Annotated in this window: 14 protein-coding genes; 2 read left to right on the forward strand and 12 right to left on the reverse strand. The window is 47.5% G+C overall.

All coding sequences use genetic code 11. The features are described from left to right. Nucleotide 1: 1 nt before the first annotated feature. The 4 genes from A1OO_RS16045 to A1OO_RS16060 all read right to left on the reverse strand — a co-directional run bounded on the left by A1OO_RS16045 (nucleotide 2) and on the right by A1OO_RS16060 (nucleotide 4,417). Nucleotides 2-802, reverse strand: coding sequence for a hypothetical protein (locus A1OO_RS16045; protein ID WP_017003651.1), 801 nt, complete (start codon nucleotides 800-802; stop codon nucleotides 2-4). Nucleotides 803-812: 10 nt separating this feature from the next. Next, nucleotides 813-1,340: a phage tail protein gene (locus tag A1OO_RS16050; protein WP_016958829.1), complete on the reverse strand. Its 528-nt coding sequence runs from the start codon at nucleotides 1,338-1,340 to the stop codon at nucleotides 813-815. Between the two features lie 110 nt (nucleotides 1,341-1,450). Beyond that, entirely contained in the window at nucleotides 1,451-3,394 is a 1,944-nt protein-coding gene (locus tag A1OO_RS16055; RefSeq protein ID WP_017003653.1) for a phage tail sheath family protein, read from the reverse strand. Between the two features lie 531 nt (nucleotides 3,395-3,925). Beyond that, nucleotides 3,926-4,417 carry a cyclin-dependent kinase inhibitor 3 family protein gene (locus A1OO_RS16060; protein WP_016958831.1) on the reverse strand — a complete coding sequence of 164 codons (492 nt, stop codon included), beginning with the start codon at nucleotides 4,415-4,417 and terminating at the stop codon, nucleotides 3,926-3,928. A 197-nt stretch (nucleotides 4,418-4,614) separates the two neighbouring features. Between A1OO_RS16060 and A1OO_RS16065 the strand changes: the two genes are divergently transcribed. Together A1OO_RS16065 and A1OO_RS16070 are read left to right on the forward strand one after the other, a co-directional pair. After that, nucleotides 4,615-6,117, forward strand: coding sequence for a DEAD/DEAH box helicase (locus tag A1OO_RS16065; protein WP_017003655.1), 1,503 nt, complete (start codon nucleotides 4,615-4,617; stop codon nucleotides 6,115-6,117). Between the two features lie 361 nt (nucleotides 6,118-6,478). After that, entirely contained in the window at nucleotides 6,479-11,020 is a 4,542-nt protein-coding gene (locus A1OO_RS16070; protein WP_017003657.1) for an SslE/AcfD family lipoprotein zinc metalloprotease, read from the forward strand. A gap of 69 nt (nucleotides 11,021-11,089) precedes the next feature. Here A1OO_RS16070 and A1OO_RS16075 read toward each other — a convergent pair whose 3' ends face one another. From A1OO_RS16075 to tssM, 8 genes are all read right to left on the reverse strand, one after another. Then, the gene (locus A1OO_RS16075; protein WP_016958834.1) at nucleotides 11,090-11,881 is read right to left on the reverse strand and encodes an ETEC_3214 domain-containing protein; all 792 of its coding nucleotides are present in this window, start codon (nucleotides 11,879-11,881) and stop codon (nucleotides 11,090-11,092) included. Between the two features lie 3 nt (nucleotides 11,882-11,884). Further along, nucleotides 11,885-12,046, reverse strand: a complete 162-nt coding sequence (locus A1OO_RS23610) for a hypothetical protein (RefSeq protein ID WP_017003660.1) — start codon at nucleotides 12,044-12,046, stop codon at nucleotides 11,885-11,887. Nucleotides 12,047-12,061: 15 nt separating this feature from the next. Further along, nucleotides 12,062-13,717: a transglycosylase SLT domain-containing protein gene (locus A1OO_RS16080; RefSeq protein WP_241819152.1), complete on the reverse strand. Its 1,656-nt coding sequence runs from the start codon at nucleotides 13,715-13,717 to the stop codon at nucleotides 12,062-12,064. 78 nt (nucleotides 13,718-13,795) lie between these two features. Further along, nucleotides 13,796-14,395 carry an LPP20 family lipoprotein gene (locus A1OO_RS16085; protein WP_026023901.1) on the reverse strand — a complete coding sequence of 200 codons (600 nt, stop codon included), beginning with the start codon at nucleotides 14,393-14,395 and terminating at the stop codon, nucleotides 13,796-13,798. A 2-nt stretch (nucleotides 14,396-14,397) separates the two neighbouring features. After that, complete coding sequence (locus A1OO_RS16090; protein ID WP_017003665.1) at nucleotides 14,398-15,390, reverse strand: hypothetical protein; 993 nt, start codon at nucleotides 15,388-15,390, stop codon at nucleotides 14,398-14,400. Between the two features lie 21 nt (nucleotides 15,391-15,411). Further along, a complete protein-coding gene (locus tag A1OO_RS16095) occupies nucleotides 15,412-16,383 on the reverse strand; it encodes an LPP20 family lipoprotein (RefSeq protein ID WP_017003667.1) in 972 nt (323 codons plus the stop codon). A gap of 527 nt (nucleotides 16,384-16,910) precedes the next feature. Beyond that, complete coding sequence (locus A1OO_RS16100) at nucleotides 16,911-18,185, reverse strand: type VI secretion system ImpA family N-terminal domain-containing protein (protein ID WP_017003669.1); 1,275 nt, start codon at nucleotides 18,183-18,185, stop codon at nucleotides 16,911-16,913. Nucleotides 18,186-18,209: 24 nt separating this feature from the next. Continuing rightward, the gene (tssM, locus tag A1OO_RS16105) at nucleotides 18,210-21,755 is read right to left on the reverse strand and encodes a type VI secretion system membrane subunit TssM (protein ID WP_017003671.1); all 3,546 of its coding nucleotides are present in this window, start codon (nucleotides 21,753-21,755) and stop codon (nucleotides 18,210-18,212) included. Nucleotides 21,756-21,772 lie beyond the last annotated feature (17 nt).

Genomic DNA, 21,772 nt, shown 5'->3' on the forward strand with positions numbered 1-21,772 from the left:
GCTATTCAATCACCATCGCGATGTGTTGACGGCGGCGCGCAGGGCTCATAGCCAGAATGTCGTGGCTCGACCAACCGTAAGCAGACGCAAGAATGTGCACGTCCCACAGTTGACGCTCCACGTCGGCAGCCAACAATGCCCAAAACTGACTGACAATATCGAATTGGTGTGCAGTTTCGCCTTTGCACTCTGGGCAAGAGGCATTGAGCGAAACAATGGTAAGCGGTTCTATCGCTAACATTTGCGCTTCGAGGGTTTGATAGACACCTTCCCACGCGGAAACTGGGTCGTCCTTCTGCGTGATTGCAGTGGCGACATCGTTATAGCTTTCAGGTGCCAGCACACATTGTGCAAGCTGTGAAAGTGGAGAATGGGCAGACGCGAGCAGGTAAAGATCACCGATTGTCGGTAGACGAAATCGACAACTGAACTCGTCGTCATTCATTGACACGTAACGAGGAAGATACGCCTCTGTGTTGACTGAATCTAAATGGCAGGCCGTTTTAAGGCGGTCTGAACTTGTCGCTAAAACGTCGGAAACACGAAAAGACAACTGGGTTTTGGTATCGCATGATACGCAAGGTGACGTCACCGTGATGTTTTCACCAAACTCACAACGATAGGCAAGAAGTAGAAAGTGGTCGCGACCTGCCAGCGTCCATTCGCCAACATCTTCATCTGACGGCTTTGGAAGATAAGCGGCGAGCAAAGCCAGATTGCGATCGGGTGGCGACATATCAAGTGCCTTTTCCCAAAGCGCAACGCGATCATTGTCATTGAGTGCCGAAATCGTGACACGCATGGTGGATCACTCACTGTTCCGGATGCACAAAGCTAGGTTCTTTTGGCACTGTCACTGCATTACGCTCCCACCCTTCATTTTCAAGTTTTACCGATTGGATCATAAATGCAGAACTTGATGCATCGAGCGCCGGAATAGCCTTGTACTCTGATACCCAGCATTGGAAGAGTGTGTAACTCATGACCTTTTGCCCTGCTTCATTCAGCACGTCGAGAATGAGTGTTTTGCGAAAATCTGCCAGTGAAACTTCACCACCCAAATCTGTGCCAATTCGCCAGACTTTGTTAGCCCATTGCTCGAATTGCAGGTTTTCCGTTACACCACGTTCAAGGGTGATGGCTTCAAATTTCACTTGGCCCGGCGATTTGCGGGTATGAGAAGGGTCTCCCCCTTCGCGGTACTCCATCACTTCGACAGAACGGCTGAGACCCGATACTTTTTGCACCGCCGCGAGCACATCTCCACCGGCTTCCTTGATGATAAATTTGTAGCCGGGATAAGGCACAATACGTTGACCATTCACGTTGAGCTGAGACATGTCGCCCCCTCGCTATTTACCGAAGAACACTAAACCAATAAAACCGAACAACACGGAACCGAAAAATGATTTCCAACAGACCTGCGGGCTTTCACCAACAGGTAGAAGGATTACCCGCCGCTGTTATTCATCAATTGCAGACTCACAACCACAAATTCCGCAGGTTTTAACGGCGCGAAACCCACCAGCACATTCACCACGCCCGCATCGATGTTAGCTTGCGTAGTGGTTTCCGCATCACACTTGACACGAAACGCCTGCTCGGGTGCCGTGCCCTGAAATGCGCCTTGTCTGAACAGTCCCTGCATGAAATTACCCACCGCAATGCGAATTTCTGACCAAAGCGGTTCGTCATTAGGTTGGAAAACGGCCCACTGCAAGCCTCGGAACAAGGACTCTTCGATAAACAACGCGGTTCGCCGCACGGGAATGTAAGTCCATTCAGACGCCAATTCGTTCGCGCCACGCAAGGTTCTTGCACCCCATGCAATGTTCCCGCTGATCCCGCCGTTTCTTAGGCAATTAAGACCGATAGGGTTTAGCTGCCCAATTTCGTTATTGGTCAGGGCATGATTAAAGCCAATCACATTGCGAAGACTTGCCGTGATCCCTGCTGCTGCTGTCCAAATACCCGCTTCGGTATCTTTACGCGCGTAAAGCCCAGCAATCGTGCCACTCGGGGCGATGGTTCTGAGTCGGTTTTCATTGTTGGGGTCAGGAACCTGAACCCGAGGATAGTAAGCTGCCGTGTTACGATGACGAAGGCCTGCACCTGCGACTTCATCAAGCCAATCTATGGCCTCGTCAACACTGTTTGCATCTGCAGGTGGGTCAATCAATAAGAAGGCACGCTGCTCTTCGCAATAGCTCATGGCAGGGCTTATCACGCTGGACATATTGGCAACCGAACCCAAATCTGACGCTTCAGGTATGGCGAGAAGATTGAATAAATCCACATCTTCCAAGGCATAAAAACCCGTGCGCAATGCCCGATTCCCACGCAGTTGCGCAGCGGTAGCAGCAGTAGCAGCATCGACTCCCGCCGTCGCAACGGTCTGATGCCCAGCCGGTGCAGCGGTATTCATGGCGTATTGTTGAACATTGGCGGTGACACTGCCGACTAAGCCGATTACGGTGCCGAAATCACCGACTGACTCCGCCACGGACACCACTTGTCCTGCGCGATATTCGGCGCTGTTTCTGCCAGTGAAAACACCTATTCTTGTGCCGCGCACCACCACTTGGCATTGCGCCCAAAGCGGATCGGCGGGTCTTGTATCGCGGATCGCGTTTTGTAGCATCAATGCGGCATCAGCGATAGTCACCGGTTTGGTGGTGGCATCCACTGTCACGTCATGCGCACCCGTCCCTAAATCAACCTGCAAGGTGTTGGCATCGGCCATACCCGCATACTGCGTGGTGTCCTGAACATCGGAGTAAAATCCGGTAGGTGCCGGCATGTCGGTATTACCCGCCGTGGTAAGTTGCACCATCATTGAATCATCATTGACGACATTCAATACATAGCGAGGATGGGTCGCCAACATGGATACATTGCGGTAGGACTCGTTACGAACCGGAATTTCCAGCCCATCAACGTGGCGAATTTCTGTCACCGCGAGATTGAACAACGCGGAGGAGTCTGACGATTGATAATCAACATCGACCCGAATGTGGTTGTTCCATCCACCGGGATCTTGAACCGCATTGTCCTGAAATTGTCGTCCGGCAGAAAAAGTGAGCGAGGTTGCGCCATTCCAGCTTTGCGCTGTTAGGTTGCCGTTGGTACCACCGCCAACTCGCACCGCGATTGCTTCACCGCCGCCGTTGATATAAAACTGCGAGAGCGCATAGCTGGTTTCACTGTCCGTATGCACGCCGCCGAAATTCGTATCGAAATCGCCGACATGGAACATACGTACAGGGACATTGAGAGGGCCGCGGGAAAAGCCACCGACAAACGCAGAAATGGATGTGGCAATTCCGCTAATTGATCGGCTACCACTGGGAATTTCTTGAATATAAACGCCGGGATATGTCAGTGCTACTGGCATGGGTGACCTCCTCTACCAAGACAATGGATCCTTAATGATTGGCGTTAACTTGTGGTAGGAATGCCCTGACGCAAACCCAATGATAGAAACCTAAATTAGCGTTGTTAAACGGATGGGGAATAAGTCAGGGTTGCATACCACGACAGACACAGTATCGATCTTACGATACACAAGATCATGGTCAATATTTGACTGCGCCACTGTCTTAAAAATTGGAGCGTGCGATTTTAGAAGATCGTATAGCGGAAAAAGAACAGTCGTATTAATGACTAATTTTCAAGTGATTAGGTGAAATGTAATCGTTCTTATTTATTGATGAAATAAGGGAATAAGCAGCTATCAATACTCTCTTTATTGTCTAACTTATTAGCCTTGGTGACTTAAAGGCTAGATTCATTGATATACATATTACTGCTTATTGCCGTCCCCCTATTCTTGTATTCCCAATCAGCCTCTCAACATCTGTGACAATCATATCGACACAAAAAAAGCTGCAGAGGCAGCTTTTTTATATCGAGGATGTAAAGCGGATTACTTGCTGACGAAATCGCGAATATAATCCATTTGAACTTGCTTGGTGAACGCTCCAGGGCGGAGGGCTTGTACTTCGCGAATAATGTCATCCAGCTCCCAGCCACGCTCTAGCAGCAAGTGCGCAGCCATTAAACCCGTGCGACCTGACCCGCCCATGCAATGTAGCGCCACTTTTTCACCATTGCCGATGGCCTGATGCAAGCGAGGTTGGCACTGCTGCCAGCTTTGCACAAACACGGCTTCCGGCACTTCATCGTCTTCAATCGGCGCATGGAACCAAGCGATACCGACTTGCTCCGCGCAGTCACTCAATTCGGTCACACCTTTTTTCGCCATTTCGGCGTGGTTAATCGCCGTCACTATTACGGTCACGCCTTGTGCTTTAAGTTGCTCTAAGCTTTCCTTTAGTGGCGTGCCTTTGGTGCCAGGGCAAGGCGTTAAGATCAATGCGCCCGTTTCTACAGGCAGTTCCCATATTGGATGTGTCATTTATTTCCCTTTGATCCTTTCATCTTGCTGATTTTGGTTGCGATGCTATTTTGCCGATAAAGTATTGCAAATTAAATAGCGATAGTCGTTGATGATAACGATCAAAAGCCTCAGAATAGCGCCCCTTTCCCTACTGACTTGGCGAATGTGCCATCAGCCGTCCATTTTGGGACGTAATCTTATTGAGAATTATAAATATGGGTTTTACCTCGTTAGGTCTTTCTGCACCAATCCTTAAAGCGATACAAGAGAAGGGTTACACGACGCCTTCTCCAATTCAGGCACAGGCTATCCCTGCTGTTCTGGAAGGCAAGGATGTCATGGCTGCAGCACAAACCGGTACAGGTAAAACCGCTGGATTTGTCCTGCCAATCCTTGAAAAATTGAGCCAAGGTGAACGCGCTAAACCAAATCACACTCGCGTTCTTATCCTGACGCCAACGCGCGAACTTGCCGCGCAGATCCATGAAAACGCCGTGGTTTACAGCAAGCACTTGCGCCTTCGTTCAACGGTTGTTTTCGGTGGCGTTAAAATTAACCCACAAATGACAGCACTACGTAAAGGTACTGAGATTTTGGTGGCAACACCGGGTCGTCTTCTTGACCTGTACAGCCAAAATGCCGTGAAGTTCTCTCAGCTTGAAGTACTGGTTCTTGATGAAGCTGACCGTATGTTGGACATGGGTTTCTTCCGTGACATCAAAAAAATCCTAGATCTGCTGCCGAAAAATCGTCAGAACCTGCTGTTCTCAGCAACTTTTTCTGATGAAATTCGTCAGCTGGCAAAAGGTTTGGTCAACAATCCTGTTGAAATTTCAGTAACGCCTGCCAACTCGACGGCGCGTACTGTTGAGCAGTGTATTTTCCCTGCCGACAAGAAAAAGAAATCAGCAATGCTGACTAAGCTAATCAAAGAAGGCAACTGGCGTCAGGTGTTGGTCTTCAGCCGCACAAAACACGGTGCAAACAAGCTTTCGCATTTCCTCAATGAAGAAGGCATTACCGCTGCACCCATTCACGGTAACAAGAGCCAAGGCGCGCGTACTAAAGCACTGGCTGATTTTAAATCTGGCGAAGTGCGTGTGTTGGTTGCCACTGACATTGCTGCTCGCGGCATCGATATTCCACAGTTACCACAAGTGGTTAACTTTGACTTGCCAAACGTTGCGGAAGATTACGTTCACCGTATCGGTCGTACTGGTCGTGCTGGCGAAGTGGGTAAAGCCATCTCGTTGGTTTGTGCTGACGAAGCGGACGATCTGTTCGGCATCGAGCGTCTGATTCAACAATTGCTGCCACGCCAAGAACTGCAGGGCTTTAAGCCAAGCATTCCAGTGCCAGAATCTAAACTGGACTCTCGTCCAATCCGCGCCAAGAAACCGAAGAAGCCAAGTGCACCAACAGGTGGACGCCGCTCTTCTAGCTATAAAGGCAATGGTGACAAGGCCGTATTTGAAAATCGCAAGCCACGCCAAGGCGGACAGCAAGGTCAAAAAGCGGAAGGCACTGGCGAAGGCCAAGCACGTCGTGAAGGCGCTGACCGTAACAGCAACAGCCGCAATGGCAACAATGCAGGCCAAACGCAATCACGTGGTAAGCCACAAGGTAACAATGGTCAACGCCCACAAGGCAACAACGCAGGCAAACCCGGCGCTAACCGTCGTCGTACGCCGTCAAAAAGCGCCGCAAACGCGAGCTAATTTAGCCTGAAAGCAACGCACAAAACAGAAAGCCAGATCGTTTGATCTGGCTTTTTTTATTCGGTTTATCACCGGTTTCAGCGCAACAAAAGACCTTATTTTACTCGCATCTTGTATCAGTAGTTTCACCTTGCCCCACTACGCACTCATATCAACGCCTCCCACTAAAACTGCAATAATCTCATTATCTTACGGTCTAAAAACGCTCACTTTGTGCACATAGACAACACTCGTTCAGGTTTTTGCATATAAAACTCGTCTTTACCTTAATTTTGCAGTAAAACGTGCCGCTTTTTCATTAAGTACCTCATAGAAAAGCCCCCTCCATTTATCTGCCGTTAAGTGGCACATTGGAACAATAATGCATAATAAAAAACGACTTTCCATGCTCATCATTGCACTCCTTGCAGGGTGTAACAGCGAATCATCTATTCCCCTTCAGCCTGATGTTGACGTTGAAACACCAGCCCCAGTTCTTCCTGAAGAAGGAACTGATGGCTCTCCCGATATGGGTATGCCGGACCCAATAATTGCTGGCGAATTCTCCCTAGATGGCACCAAGGTATTTGGCGCTTCGGTCACCTGTAACGGTGAACAGGCGAATGCGTTTGAGTTCTCTCAAAACGATGCGGTTGTTTGTGAATACAACGGCACAGTACTGGCCTCTTTCAGTCATATCTTTGACGAACAACCATCGGGAACCCGCGAGGCCATTGTTCGTCATCGTCTTTCACTGAAAAGTGCGAATGAATTTGCCAATAGCCCAGACAAATTGCGTAATGCACAAGCATTGATCACTTCTGTTGCACCAATTCATGGCAATCAAATTGATTTCCCTTCGATGACAACTCAAGATGAACTCGCGTTTTCTTCGACTTACAACAATGACCTGTCTTTAGCACCCGTAGATTTCGACAAATTGCTGGAAGAAGAGCCAGCTGAAGAGAACCTTGCTGACAAACTGCCTAGCACCCACGTGCCAGATGTTGAACCCGAAGTGTCAGAAGGCACATCGACAAATCTAAATGGGAGTTTCGTTTCCGCTAACGCCGAAGAGTCCTATCAGTACAAACCAACAGAAACGATTCTGTCTAAAGCGATCATCACTGATTCGCATGGCAAGCCCGTTCAAGGTTTGTCTTACTTCAGCCGATCTTCTCGTGGAAAAACTAACGCGTCAGGTGAGTTTGAATTTGTGTGGGGCGAAACCCTCTCGTTCGGTATCGATACCTTTGAACTAGGCGGCCTTCGCGCTAACCAAACTAGGTTTACGCTGGCTGATTTAGGCGTTGAGCAACGTGGGCGCAATGCTGAAGCACTGGTTCATCGCTATGCGACTAAGCAGGGGGAAACACTCTCAATCAATGACACCGTTGAACGTGTATTCGCGCAATACCCTAACGTGATCAACGAAGCGATCTCGCTGTCTCTTAACGACAAAGACACCGAGCTTGAAGTGGGTGGTGGTCAAACCCAAACCGTCCCTGCCGAGTTTGAACATCAGTTTGAACGTGGGATTGCAAAACAAATCGATGACGCCATTTGCGGGGCAACCTGTCATTCTTCAGCATTTCGTTTTGACGCTCAACCGGACGTTCGTGTTGCTACCGACGAGTTGCAAAACATTCAAGAAGACATCAACAAGCTTTGGGGCATCAACGATGCCGTCACCCAAGGTTGGAAGCCTGTCGATAAATTCCATGTTTTCGCCGATGCAACTTGGTTTTATGGCAGCGTAGGCACCGCGCGTGGACAAGCGGCGGTGAATATTTCGAACCGCGCATTCCCTGTCATGATGGCGCGTAACGACAATAACTATTGGATTGAATTCGGTCAGCCTAAAGCCTACGACGAGCGTGACTTAGCGTACATCACCGAATCCCCTAAGGTGAAACCTGATTTAGCGGGTGCTAACACTGCCACCTATGGCCTGCCATTTGTCAGCATCGGTGAATTAGGTAAAGGCAAAATCATGGTGATGGGTAACGCCCGTTACAACTCGATCTTAGTGTGTCCAGACGGGTACTCTTGGGGCGGTAATCGTCAATGTGCCAATGGACAAGATGGCGATGACATGAAGCATTTCTTCAGCAATGTCATCCGCTATCTGACAAACCGCAACGCTGATGAGCAGATCAAAGTCGGCACCAACATTCCGCATGTGTATTTCACTCGCGCAGGCATTACCCTGGGTCATCAAGCCGACTACGTGATTGCTGATGATTTCAATGTGACCACCGAGCAAACCCAGTCATTTGATGGCATTGACCCTTTAGATACGCCGCTACTGATCATTAACGGATTCGATTACAACGGTCCAACGGGTGATTCCTATCTTCCTCCCCACACCGCCAATACCCACAGTCCTAAATTGAGCCAAGATGACACCACGGCACTGATGGAATACGTGTCTAAGGGCGGCAGCATTCTCGTCATGGAAACCTTGCGAGCGACCAATGACGCTGGCGAGTTAGGTCGCTTGCTGGATGCGGCAGGCATTGCATTTGGCATGGGTGAATCTGTTGTGCCAAACGGCAACGGCCCGAATGATGGTTATGCTGATCGCGTGCGCTCACACCGTGAATATGGCCTTTACATCATTGAACGTTACGCGGCTATTGATGGTGAAAACGGCGAGCAACCAAAACTGCCTTACAACATTGACCAAAATGGCAATGTGACTTGGGATTTTATCGAAAGCGATAAACCTGATGATAAGCCCAATCTGGAAACTGCTTATTACGTAGAGAAAGGCGAAGACGGTAAAGACGTCGCTCATAGAGCGTTTATTCGCGAAGAAGACCATTTCGTACGTGATGACAACGGTCATATTGACGTATCACATGGCGAGCCAGTTATTGATACCAAGTCACTGCGTAAAGCCATCAATGATTTACTGAGTAAATTTTCCGTCGATGGTCAGCGTACCTACCAAGCATGTACCGACTCTAGCTACCACTATGAAATCAACTGTCTTGAGTATCGTCCTGGAAATAACGTTCCGCTGACTGGCGGCATGTCTCGCCCAATCTATACCAAATTGGATTTGGGAGACAAAGAAGCACGCGCCATGATCAAAGCGGCGGACTTGGGCACCAACATTGAGCTTCTGTACCAACACGAGCGCTATTTCCGCACCAGTGGTCAACAAGGGGAACGTTTAAGCAGCGTCGATTTGAATCGACTCTACACCAACATGTCTGTTTGGCTGTGGAACGATCTGGATTATCGCTATGAAGCGAATCTCGTTGACGAATTGGGCTTCGAAAAATTCACCCAATTCCTAAACTGCTATTCAAAAGACACTGGAGCCGAGGGTACGCGTTGCCCAGAAGAGCTTGGCAACCAACTGGTTAACATGGCGATGATCTATGGCGCAGATGGCGGTGAATATGCAGGGCTAATGAACCCAAGTTACCCGCTCAACTACATGGAAAAACCTCTTACGCGTTTGATGCTGGGGCGTTCTTTCTGGGACTACGACGTGAAAGTGGATATCAGCCAGTTCCCGGGTGAGCCAGACGGAGACAATACGGGCAAAGACCTGACCTTTGATATGAGTGGAAATACCGTTGCTTACTACGCGGGCAACCGACAAGCCACTGGGCAATGGGCCGTTGCACATAAAAAAGTGACAGTCAGCGTATCCGGGAATACGTCTCCTGTTACTTTCACCATCGGTCTGCATGACGATTTGACCGGGCGCGAGAAACACGAGCTTGCACTGAAACGTCCACCCCGCATGCAACAAAGCTACTCATTGATGAGCAGCGGTGAATTTACTGTGCCTTACGGCGGTTTGATTTACGTGCAAGGTGGCAACAGTAGTGCCGTTGATATCACGTTCAACGGCACGGTCGCCGCACCTTTGTTTGACGGCAATAAGGGTGAGTGGGTGAATCCACAGCACTCCCCTGCTCCAATGGGAGATGTGGTGTCCAACAGCTTCATCTACACCGCACCCAAAGCTAACATGGTCGCAGCAAACATTGAGGGAGGAATTGCTCAGTTTTCAGCAGACCTTGATACCTTCGCAAAAGATCTCAATGACTTTTATGCGAGAGACGAAGGCATTAACGGACAACACAACCGTGCAGCGACCCACTCAGACACATCAAACAATCGCCATGCGTTTGTTAACGATGTTGCCATCAGTATTGGTGCCGCTCACTCGGGTTATCCGGTGATGAACAGCAGCTTTAATGCCGACAGCGAAAGTATACCGACAACGCCTCTGAACGATTGGTTAATTTGGCATGAAGTCGGCCACAACGCCGCTGAAGCCCCACTGACAGTGGAAGGCGCAACGGAAGTGGCCAACAACGCACTGGGTTTGTACATGCAGCAAAAGTACCTTGGAACCATGTCGCGTGTTGAGCGAGATATTCGCATCGCGCCAGATTTTATTGCTGCGGAAAACGGTCACGCTTGGGGCGCAGGCGGTGCAGGCGAGCGCCTATTGATGTTTGCACAACTGAAAGAATGGGCAGACACAGAGCTGGACATCACCCAATGGTACGAAGGCGAACTGCCAGATTTCTACAATCAAGAACTTGGCATGAATGGCTTTAACCTTTACAAATTAATGCATCGCCTCACACGTAACCAATCTGAAAATGGGATGCGTTTAGTCGGTGAGAACCAATGTTACCAATCAAACTTAGGTAAGAGTGACGCTTTGCTGCTGTGTGCATCTTATGCCGCTCAAACTGATTTAACCGCCTTCTTTGAAGCGTGGAACCCAGGTGTCGTGGCGAGTATTTTGCCTGGCGTTTCCAAACCGCAATACGCAGGAGGGGTTACTGATCAAGGTCTTGCTACAGTTCGTGCGTTAAAGCTTCCGCTTCCTACACGCAATCCACTTGCGATTGATTCGGTGACGGTGGGAGTGCCAGCGCTGTAATCATTGAAAACAAATAAAAGAAGGGAGCCATTTGGCTCCCTTCTTCGTGTGGCTCACAATGGACTTGGCCTATTGCTTTGTAATGAGTCTGTATTCCGTCAACGTCAGAATCGCACTTTCAAGCACTTCTAAGCCTTGGTTGCTGTAACCATAAAAGTTTGGCGTTACCGCGTCTCTCAGGCTTACCACCATTTCGGTAATATCATCACCTAACATCAAGCCATCCGATAACTCTGACAACAGACGTTGCTTCTGTTCGTCTAACGGCTCAAGAAACTCGCTGTACCCAGCGACAGAGCTATAAAGATTACTGAACGTTCCCGTCGTGTTCTCTTCAATGTAGTAGCTCACTGAACGAGAGAAGTTAACACGAATATCGCTCACGCTTTCATTGGAAGAAAATGCGGTTTCTAACAGTTCCTCACCACCCGCATGCTCCGCGCTATTCGGTGTATAACCTTCTTTCGGAAAAACAAGGAAAGCCGTAATTGCGCCATCACGCGTCACGGCAGAAAGCACAAAACGCTTGTCGTTATAATATTTGATGAAATCGCCAGACATCGATTTCTTAATGTAAACAGGCGCGCCAAAGGTTTCCTCAAGCACATCTTCAGACGCGCGAATATATACACGTTCCAGATTATTGTGCGAAGGAATATCCGTAAACTGAGAAAGCGTAATGTTATACACCTTATCAATTGCATCCATGGTGTCGTTAAGCCCACCTAAGGCAATGGCTACAATGGAGACAAATGTGATTGTCTTGGCCCATTTCTCTCGTACACGTTCCTTTAAGTTACTACGCTGTATTTCTTCAAGTACCTGCGTTTCATTTAGCTCGTTGGCTTCAACCACCGACATGCATTACCCCTTCAAATCTTCCAGTTTTTCTATTGCGGTTTCAATAACGTGTTCGATGAACGCTTCGATTTCATCTTGACTCACGTACTGCTTGATATCATCAGCAAAACGCACACCGATAAATACGCCAATGCCCATTAGTCCAAAGACAAAAATCCTAAACATGCTTGTTCTCCAAAGTTATTGATACATCGCGATTCGACCCTTTACCTTTCGCAGGTAATTTTTGGTTTCATCGTAAGGTAGATTTTCAAGCAGGTGGTTATACACTTCGTCCGGCGTCATGCTGTTGATCACCACTGCGGCTTTACGAATGTTGGTCGACCTGTCTTTATTGAACGCTTTTGCAACGTTGCCAGCACCGGTGTTGTAAGCCGCAATCACACAATAAAGGCGAGCTTCTTCGTTGGTAACGAACTTCAGATAGCGCTTATCCAAGATATTGAGATAGGCAGTGCCCGTCTCAACGTTAATAGGCGGAACGTAGAGGTCTGCTGCCGACATTGGAGAATCGATCTTACGGAACAATTTGTTCACGTCGTGACCCGCACTGTTCGGCACAACTTGCATCAAGCCAAAAGCAGGAACATGTGATTTCGCATCAGGGCGGAAAGAAGATTCACTGTGCATAATTGCCATGACAAGCGCAGCATCAATTTCCCAACGCTCGCTTTCTTTTTCAACCAATGGTTGAAAGGTAGATGCGCGTTTTTTTAGTGAGTTTTCTGGTAATTTTACTTTGTAACTCACCACTTTCTTGTCGGCCTTAACGCTTGAAGTTTGCACTTGCGCGACTTTGGTTTCTGCAGGTTTAACCTTGGTAGCCACTGAAGGCTGCGTCAGTTGACCTGCCGTCACAGCAACCGCTGGCACCTTAGATATTACGTCCAGTTTCGAAGATTCACCCTTGGCTAATTCGCCTATCAGGGTAACTATTTCTTCGGGCTTCACCGTTACCGCCGGCTTCGGCTCAATCTTTGCGATCTCTTCTTTCGATGAAATTTCAGCGGGTGACGTTGCAGCTACTGTTTCAACATGTTCAGTAGGTTTAATGTTGACCTTCGGTGAACTGACAACGTTTTCGGCAACAGCGATTTTTGCAACTTTGACAGATTTCGCCTCAACAGTTTCAGGAATACCCAGTTCTTTGCGTTTGGCTTTGAACTGTTCACTTATCGACGTAATTCGTGGTGCAGCAGTTTGTAGAAGGGCGATTTTTTTCTTATGTGCACGTTCATAAATAAAGGATTCTGGAATCCCCGTATTTGAACGGATCAGTCGCTCTGCTTGAACGTCAAGTTCACGCATTTGCACCTGAATTTGATCGATAATGAACTGCTTTTCAATGCCTTCTTGCACTGACGAATAATCAACATAAGCGACGTCTTCACTCGCATTTTCAAGTGACAGTGTTTGGCCATCAACGTCCAATACCTCAAGCGCTTCTCGTGCCGATGATGCGTCTTGGTCTGCATCAACTAACACTGAAATGGTCGCCGTATTATCATCATAATCAACGACTTTTTTCACTGTGTTACTGTCTGAATATTCAACCGATTTGGTTGAATCAGACACTTCACCATTACCCCATTGGTCAATCAGCAATTCACGTTCTTTGTCTAAATTCGAGGTGTATTCATCTCGCCACGCTTCGTACTCAGACAAGTAGTTATCAAGCCATTGGTAAAACTCAGCGAATTTTTCTTGTTGAGGCTGATTCACCCGTTTTACTTCTCGATCTAACTCAGCAAAAGAATCTGCAGTCGCCAATGGAGAGGCAGCATTCAATACGACAGCGATACACACTGCCAACGCCTTTATTCTATTCGTCGCCATTTTCGGTACCTAGCACCATAAAAAAGAGGTTACCTCGCGATAACCTCATAATATCGATTCTTTAATTGCACAAAGCGCTTAAAGTTGTTTCAGAGACTCAAGCGTTTTTGCCAAATCATCGGCCGCTTGCTCGTTGTTGAATTGATTCCACAACGTTGCATCTTCACCCGCAGCGTCAATAGCGCCGTTTCGGTTTGCTTTGAAGGCTTCTTTGTCCATACCAACAAGCACATACAATCCACCCGTTGGGCTCACTTGGCTGACCAGCACACGGCTGTCAGTGAGTGAACGAGACACGACTGTCTTAGTGACATTTTCAAACGTTTCCATCACAGATTCACTCACACCGTCTTCGGTGTTTGTGCTCATGGTGGACTCAACCGCTTGTTTGAACATGTTGTTCACGTCGATCTGAAACTGAGAGGCCAAAGCAACACGCGCTTCATTCGCAGCAACTTTGCGCATCACGCTCATGCCCGCTGCACTTTTCTTCGCATAACCTGTCGCAGCGATGCCGATGTCTGTCGGCATCACATCACATACCCAACCTGGTGCTTCATCTTTCGGAGAGTCAGGGAAAGTACATGCAGCAAAGTTTTGGCTTTGCTCAACGGTTGCGTTGTTAGAACAAGCTGAAAGAAGCAGTGCCAATGAGGCAGCAACTAGAGATTTCTTAATCATTAATTCATCCAGCTATTGGTCGTACACGCTATATCCCAAATCGCACACTCTTCAGGAACCAATTTAGCGGTATCACCTTTGCGCAATTTCATCGACAGTTCTTCATCGATTGCTACCCAAGAGAATGTAGGTTTAACTGAGTCGCTCAGATGATTGACAACATAACCTTCACCGACGGTATACGTCTCAACATGACCCTCGTCCGATTTGAATACTTGAGAGAAAGAGATGTCTGCACCTGGCTGAATACGCTTGTTTGACCCCATTGCAACTTTCACCATGGTGCCATGTTCACACTGGCGCATTTCCATCACTGGTGCCGAAGGCGCAAGCAGCTTTTGAAGCTCAAAGTTGTACTTCACTGATTTCGCCGCCGCTTCACTTGCCATAGAGGTATACTGCGCGTTAGAGATTGGGCACTTAGAGTTGGTGGTTTCAGAAGTAAATGTGTCGTAGCTTGCTAGCTCAATGCGCTGAACAAGGTTCATTTCTGGCAAAGACACCACTTTAGCTACTGCTTTCACTTCAGTGCGGAAATCACAGTGAGCGGGGTAAACCTTGGTTTCGCCCTCGTCATTGGTTTTTTCACGGCGCTCAGTGAAGCTGTATGAAAGATCGCTGGCTGTTACTTCGGTGATAATGGCCAGATCGGCGATTGGTACACCGGTTTTATTGTAACGACCACTTTGTTCCGCTAACTTGATTTCACCTTTCAGTTTGTTTGCCAACTTACGGTCAACAAGCTTGCTGCCAGTTTTTTCAATGGTGGCTTCAAGATCGTTACGGTAAACCGTTTGAAGACGGCCTTTCGCCGAGTCTTCAAAAGCCATGTCAACAGGCAGAACAATCACTTTAATGTCTTGCGCTTTTTTACCAGGAACCGCCGCTGTTTCGAGTTCGACTTGTGCATTTGGCAAACAGACTTCAGTCGTCAACACACAACCAGAAATTACAGATGTAAGAGCCACTGCCACTAACGATTTTTTAAACACTTTTATTACTCCAGTGTAATATTATATTTTTTGTAATCCCAAAGATGGCCAAATGCCTTTCTCTTCTATTTGCGCAGAAAAGTGACGTTCCGCACCTTCATGGGAAAATTTGAAATTTGAAACTGAATTACCAGTTGAAATTACTTCACTCGTGGACAATGTTTGTCCTTTTTTATTTTTAAGTGATAGTTCTGTTACTTTTGTGGTGATAAATGCATCACCCACTTTGTTTTTTCGATAATCCGAATTCATGGTCAAAATATGCGAGACAGATTGACTCATTTTTGTAGTCGTATTAATACCCACTGCACTGAATTTTTCTGCGACAAACGCTGCGCTTTTTTTATCATTAGCATCAGGTTTTATGTAAACAAAAATACTGGACTTTACTTGGTCCACTGTTGCGACCAATTTGGGCAGATGGATAATTTCATTTGCACCGTTCTCGTTCATCGTTGAAAGAATACCGATGCGCACATAAAGCTCTGACAATTCGTCTTCTAAATCGTTATTCTCTAACCACCACGTCAGCGTATCTTGATGTGACAGGTTCTTCAGCTGAGCCTCAGCATTGCTTTCGATTTGGCTCAGCTCGCTCTCTATCTGGCTTTTGACATTGTCACGCTTCACACGAGCCTGCACGTAATAGGCAATATCATTTTGCTCACTGCGCAGATATTCCGTACCAATTAATGTTAGTTGCGCGGACTTTGCATTGACGGTGCTCTTTACATTTTCGTAGCTAAGGGAGCTGTCGTTAATTTGTCGAAAGCGATCATCTTTGGTGAAAGAAGAATCTACCTGAGTCCATAGTTGTTCATTAATTTGGCTTAACGCGGATTTTTTCGCGAGATTTAGGCTGCGCCCTTCTCCCACCGAATAGATATAACTTGGATCGTTAACCGTCTCAACAATATACCAATCAGGAGGCGTGGTTGATTGACAGCCTGCGATAATCATAGGCAATAGCGCTGCGTAGATTTTTTTCATCATTTTTGGATACCGCCTAATCAGAGTGTTTTCTGAAAAATGCACATGAAGTTAGCGCAATAGTTAAACAACAAACCAATACGGAAAGTTGGACAACAACAAAACCAAACTCTCATTTAAAGAATATTTTTAATAAGGATTAATTCACAGAGTCAACCCCCTTCGAAATTATTGGCGGCATTATCTGGATAAAGATCTATTTTTTCAATACTAAAAGTAATGCTGACGTGAAAAAACAGGCCAAATCCTGACATTTAAATCATAAATAAAATAGACAGTCTTAAACAGAGAATAACATTCTACAACTAGGGTATATTTTAATTGGTATTTATTAGTTGGGATTATGAATTTTAATTGGAGAGACTTTCAACCCAAGAGCACTTCGAATTACTAAAGTCGCATTTAAAGAGGATCAAGGGGAAAGATTAAACATTTAAAACAGGTGATTAAAAAATGCGCCAATCTAATTGGCGCATTGTTTAATCAAAGTGACGTTCACGCTATTCACGGAACAAATTTTTGGGTAATAATTACCTCGATGCTAACGCCTTCTGCTTGGCCAGTAACCGCTGAAGCAACATTTTTTTCATGACCACTGATTTCAGATTCTTATCTAGTACTTCAAGTTCTGTTTCAGCTTTCATAAATTCACCTTGCTGAATCAACCGTTCTGCATATGTGATGCGAGCAATCAAAGGCGATAAGCTTATCGCGTAGTTTTCCAGACCAACGGCTAATGCCTGTACTTGATCTATCTTCCCTGTTCTCACAAGCAAACTCACATTAGCCGCGCGAGTCCTTGCTGTGACAAAGCGATCATTGAGTTCATCAAAGTCTGCCACAACGCCTGACTGCCAACGCTGAATAGATTCCGTCATTTGTTGTGCTTCAGGTGAATCCGGAAATAGATATTGGACACTCTCGGCAAGATCCAAACTAGAACGAAACGTATCCGAAATGTCCGCATCAGTTAGCAGTGATAACTTGTCGCTATAACGATTAAGCAACTGACTCTGATGATGCTTCAGCCCCTGCGCGCCAAACTCAGATCGAATCTGCTGCGCCTCTTCCAAAGAAATGATCTTCGGTTCAGCAAGTGCAATAGTGAGTTCCGATGTTGGAGACGGACGACTACCCTGCACATATTGCAGGCCATAAAGAACCGCAGCCCCCAACATTGCGCCAAGCACGAAAAGTAACGCACTGGCGTTTTGCTTTTTCACCTTCACTTCAACAGGTGGTGGTGATATTGCAGCGTTCGGGCGGCTGCTGTTTTCAAGCCTGTCGATGTGCTCGAATATCGTGTAACCAAGCACATCGAGATCGGCGACTTTTTCGCTGCCTCGCTGCGAGAGGTTTCGATCGATAGCTTGCAATGCACGTTCACAACGATACAAGTCGCGCAATTGGCTGAGTTGTGGCTGCATCGCACGAAGCTCTTCACCAAGACGACCCAGCATCCAACGATAAAGCTCTATACGCTTAGCTTGCGGCATGGCTTGATCCACTCGTGTATCTCGAAGCACAGCCACTTGAAGTTCTAAGCCATTAGCGAAACCCGGTAAACCTTGTGTTTTCAGTGAGGCGACGGTGTAGTAAATCGCCACCAGCAAATCTGCCCCGTCGGTTGTCGCCACTTTCTCGCACAATGTGCGCACTTTTTCCCAATCCACCGATCCCGCCAATGGGTTGAAACGGCGGTTTATCTCGTTGCGGATCTTTTGATAGTCGGCAGAGTCTTTTAGACGAGAATCATCTGCCGCTAACTTGATACCATCGATGTCAGTTAACATCCATTGCGCCATGGTTATACGTCCTTAGTCATGACGTTAGTAGAGAGTACGCGAGAGCTTAAAGCCTCTAAATATGGACGCTGTAAACGGGTTGCTGTCCGCCTCTGAGTGCAGCCTATACATCACGTTGCCACTGTCGATATTGAAACGATAATCGACACTGGTTGCTGTTGAACCGACCACTTCGGCCTGCTCTAGCAAACGGAAAAATGCCCACGGGCCGCGAATACTGATGCTTCTTGGTGACGTGTTAGCCGCAACAGGCACCAAGGTGATTTTACTCACCGCTGCTTCACGCAAGGTATTCGGCCATATAAGCCCTACATTCTTGCGCGGGCCATGGCTATATTCGACATACTGACCGTCAATGTTAATCACAGAGCGACGCTTGTTAGCACTTAGCTCAACCGGCTCAAGGGTAAATTCAACATCCAACACGCCTTTACGATTAAAGAAGGCCTGTTGAATATCACGTGCCGACTCAAGCTGGTTGAGTACGTCGTTACGAATCAACGTTTTCTCACCTTCTGCGGTATCGAAATTACCGGCATCTTCTAGGAACATTTTCAGATTGTTCTCATAGAAATCGGTCAGGATTCCGTTCGGGGCAAAGAAGGCTTCAAAATCTTCCAGCGCGACATCTTTGGTTGAAGCGGGGTTAAATGGATAACGCGACGCTAGCTTGGTTCGAAATTCGTTGTAAACATCTGTTGCCCAGCGCACTTCAAGGTAACGAATGGCTTCTTGACGAATCACATACCAGCTCTCATCCGCCAGTTTTTTCAGCATGGTGTCATAAGGCTGTGGCATGCCTGTCGAGATGCGCTCCAACACGTAAATTGGATCAGAGCTATTCAACGTCAAACGCGCTTTTGTGGCTTCTAGCGCCGCTTTACCCACGTCGGGTGAATCGTTGATAGATTTCATGTAAGCGGTCAATTGAGAAACGGCGTCCACCACTTCATCAAGGTAAATAGGCTTACCGGGTTCTGTAGTCGCTAAACCATTCAGCTCAGAAAACTGGTTATCAACCAATGCGGCAACACGATAACGCGGCGATTTAGTCAGCTCATCACGTGCTGCATCGTTTTCTGGTAACTGTGGGAACAAATCCGTGTTGTCTGTGATTTCTTCAAGCAGGCGATGCAAGGGCTGGTTGTTGCCCGTGATGCTTTCCAACACAAGCACGGCATTGTGAATATCGGGGAAGTATTTGATGTCGATGTCGTTCATTGCACGACGCCAGCTATCGGAATAATCCGCGATATATTGGCTGCGAATCTTTTCACGAAGCACGCGTTTGTCTTCATCAGAGAAATCAATCGATTCGGTTTGACCTAGAACCCAACTATCAACCAATGCGAGTTCAGACACAGAATCTGATTCTGGAATGAAATAGCTGTTGAAGCCTTTCTTGGTCAACACGCGCGGAATTTCTAAATCGCGGCTCTCTTCTGTACGCTGAGTAAACACCACATCAAACACCGGTCCGATAGCCGTCGCCAGATCAACGGGTGCGCCGAGTACTGATGTCGATGCTTGCTTAAGGTTACGATAAACACGCTGCTCAATCGGCATGCGACTCAGTTGTCTCTGCGTATTGGCAATTAGGTCATCATACGGCGAAAGAATCGCTTCTGCGTCTTCTTGCCCCGCATTACGATCGCCTTCCAGATCAGTATGCTCCATGGCGTAATCTAAGTGCTGCATTAAGCGTTCTTGGGTTTGACGATCGCCCGGATACTGCTCTTGCCATTCTGCCGCAAAGTAGTTCTGCACCATGTTCTTATAACGGCCGTCATCATCTGTCATCATGCGGAACACGCGTAATGACGTCAGCATCTGCTCATCATCTTGTGCGCCTGCAATTTCAGCCGCCGCTGTTTTCAGTAAGGCGGGCAAATAGCGGTTCTCAAGAAGGCTCAGGTAAGTACGTTCTACTTCAGGACCAATCACATGGCCTTGATATAACCCCAGGTCAGAGAAATGCTGCGGCTTATCACGGAAGAAACCGAATTCCAGCGTGGCTTGTCGAATGGTATCAAGCGGCGCAAGAATATCGACGCCGTTATCAATCACGACGTCAGACGAATAGTTGTGCTCGTATTCGTTTACCTTGGTGAGTACCGCATCCGCCTGCTCTACATTTTTCAGGTAATACTGATGCCATGAGCCAATCAGCAACACCGAAGCAATCGAGCAAGCAACGACAGACAGCATCATCACGCGACGTTTGGTTTTTGCTACACGGAAGTTATCTGAGGCTAATCCCGCTTCAGGGTAAATCACTTTACTGAACAAACGTTGCGTAAAGTAGGTGGTCGAATTATTGGCATTTTGTGCGCTATTTACAGCATGAGAAATACCGTATCGACGCGATGCGGAATCAATAAAGGCATTCGTCGGTACGCCCTGTTGGTACACCGAGGTGAAATACACACCGCGCACTAGCGCAGACGTTGAGAATTGATCACTGCCGAACGCATCGTGCAGAAATTGCTTCAATACATCATGCATACCAGCCATTTGTCGGCTGAAGCTGTAAATCGCGGTGCGATCTTCACCATCATAGGTTTGCATCAAAATACTCGGCAGCATGCCGTTGATGCGTTCGACAAAGGCACCAAAGTCTTTGTCGAACTCATTGAGCCAGCTATCCAGGTCATCGACAGAGTCGAGCGTAAAGGTAAAACCCAACACTTCTTCGCGTTCTGCCTTGCTGCAATGACGGAAAAACGGTTCAAAACCATGCAACAAATCAAGTTTGGTTAGCGACACATAAACAGGCAAACGCGTTGACAAGGTTTCCATCAGCTCGCGCAAACGGGTTCTCAGCAGGTTGGCATAAGCGCGACGCTCACTGGTGGTAGAAGTGGCAAGATTTGCTACATCTAATGCAATCACCACACCGTTCAAAGGACGGCGACTGCGCGTTTTTTCTAGCCACTTGATAAAGTGCAACCAAAGGCGGCGTTCAAGCTCACCTTCACCGTCGTTACTGGTGGCGCGTTGCGTGAGCAATTCGCCATCAGGGTCAATAAGCACTGAGTCATCGCCAATCCACCAATCAAAGGAAAAGGGATTTTCACTTTTCTTACCTGAAGCCCGCATGACCGACGAGAACACAAAGTTCTGTCCAGAGCGATTGATCAAGCTGGTTTTGCCCGCGTTCTCTGGGCCAAGCACCAAATACCATGGCAATGCATAAAGGTAATTGCGCTTATTAAGGCTTTTTTGCAGCGACGTCATGACTTGGTTAAGTTCCGATTCCTGACGCTCTTCAAAACGCTTAATCGGATCGTCTTCGAGCTGACGCTCGCGCGCTTGGTCAGCGTGGTAGCCTTTCAGTTTTCGCCACTGTAAGAATCCCCAAAGCGCAAGCCATGCTAGAGAGAAGATAACACTGGTAATCGCACGCGCAGTGATCGAGGCAAGCGGTTGGGAGTCGTTGATCGTGAGCCATGGGCCAGCCCACCAAATGGCAACGTTGAGCAACACAAAAATAGCCACCAATAATATGGGTAGTCCCGCTTTCATAGCGGGCAGCATTTTCTGTAGAAGCGATTTTAACTTGCTGAACATAATGTTTCGATCCCTGA

The organism is Enterovibrio norvegicus FF-33 (assembly GCF_000286835.2).
GTDB lineage: Bacteria > Pseudomonadota > Gammaproteobacteria > Enterobacterales > Vibrionaceae > Enterovibrio > Enterovibrio norvegicus_A.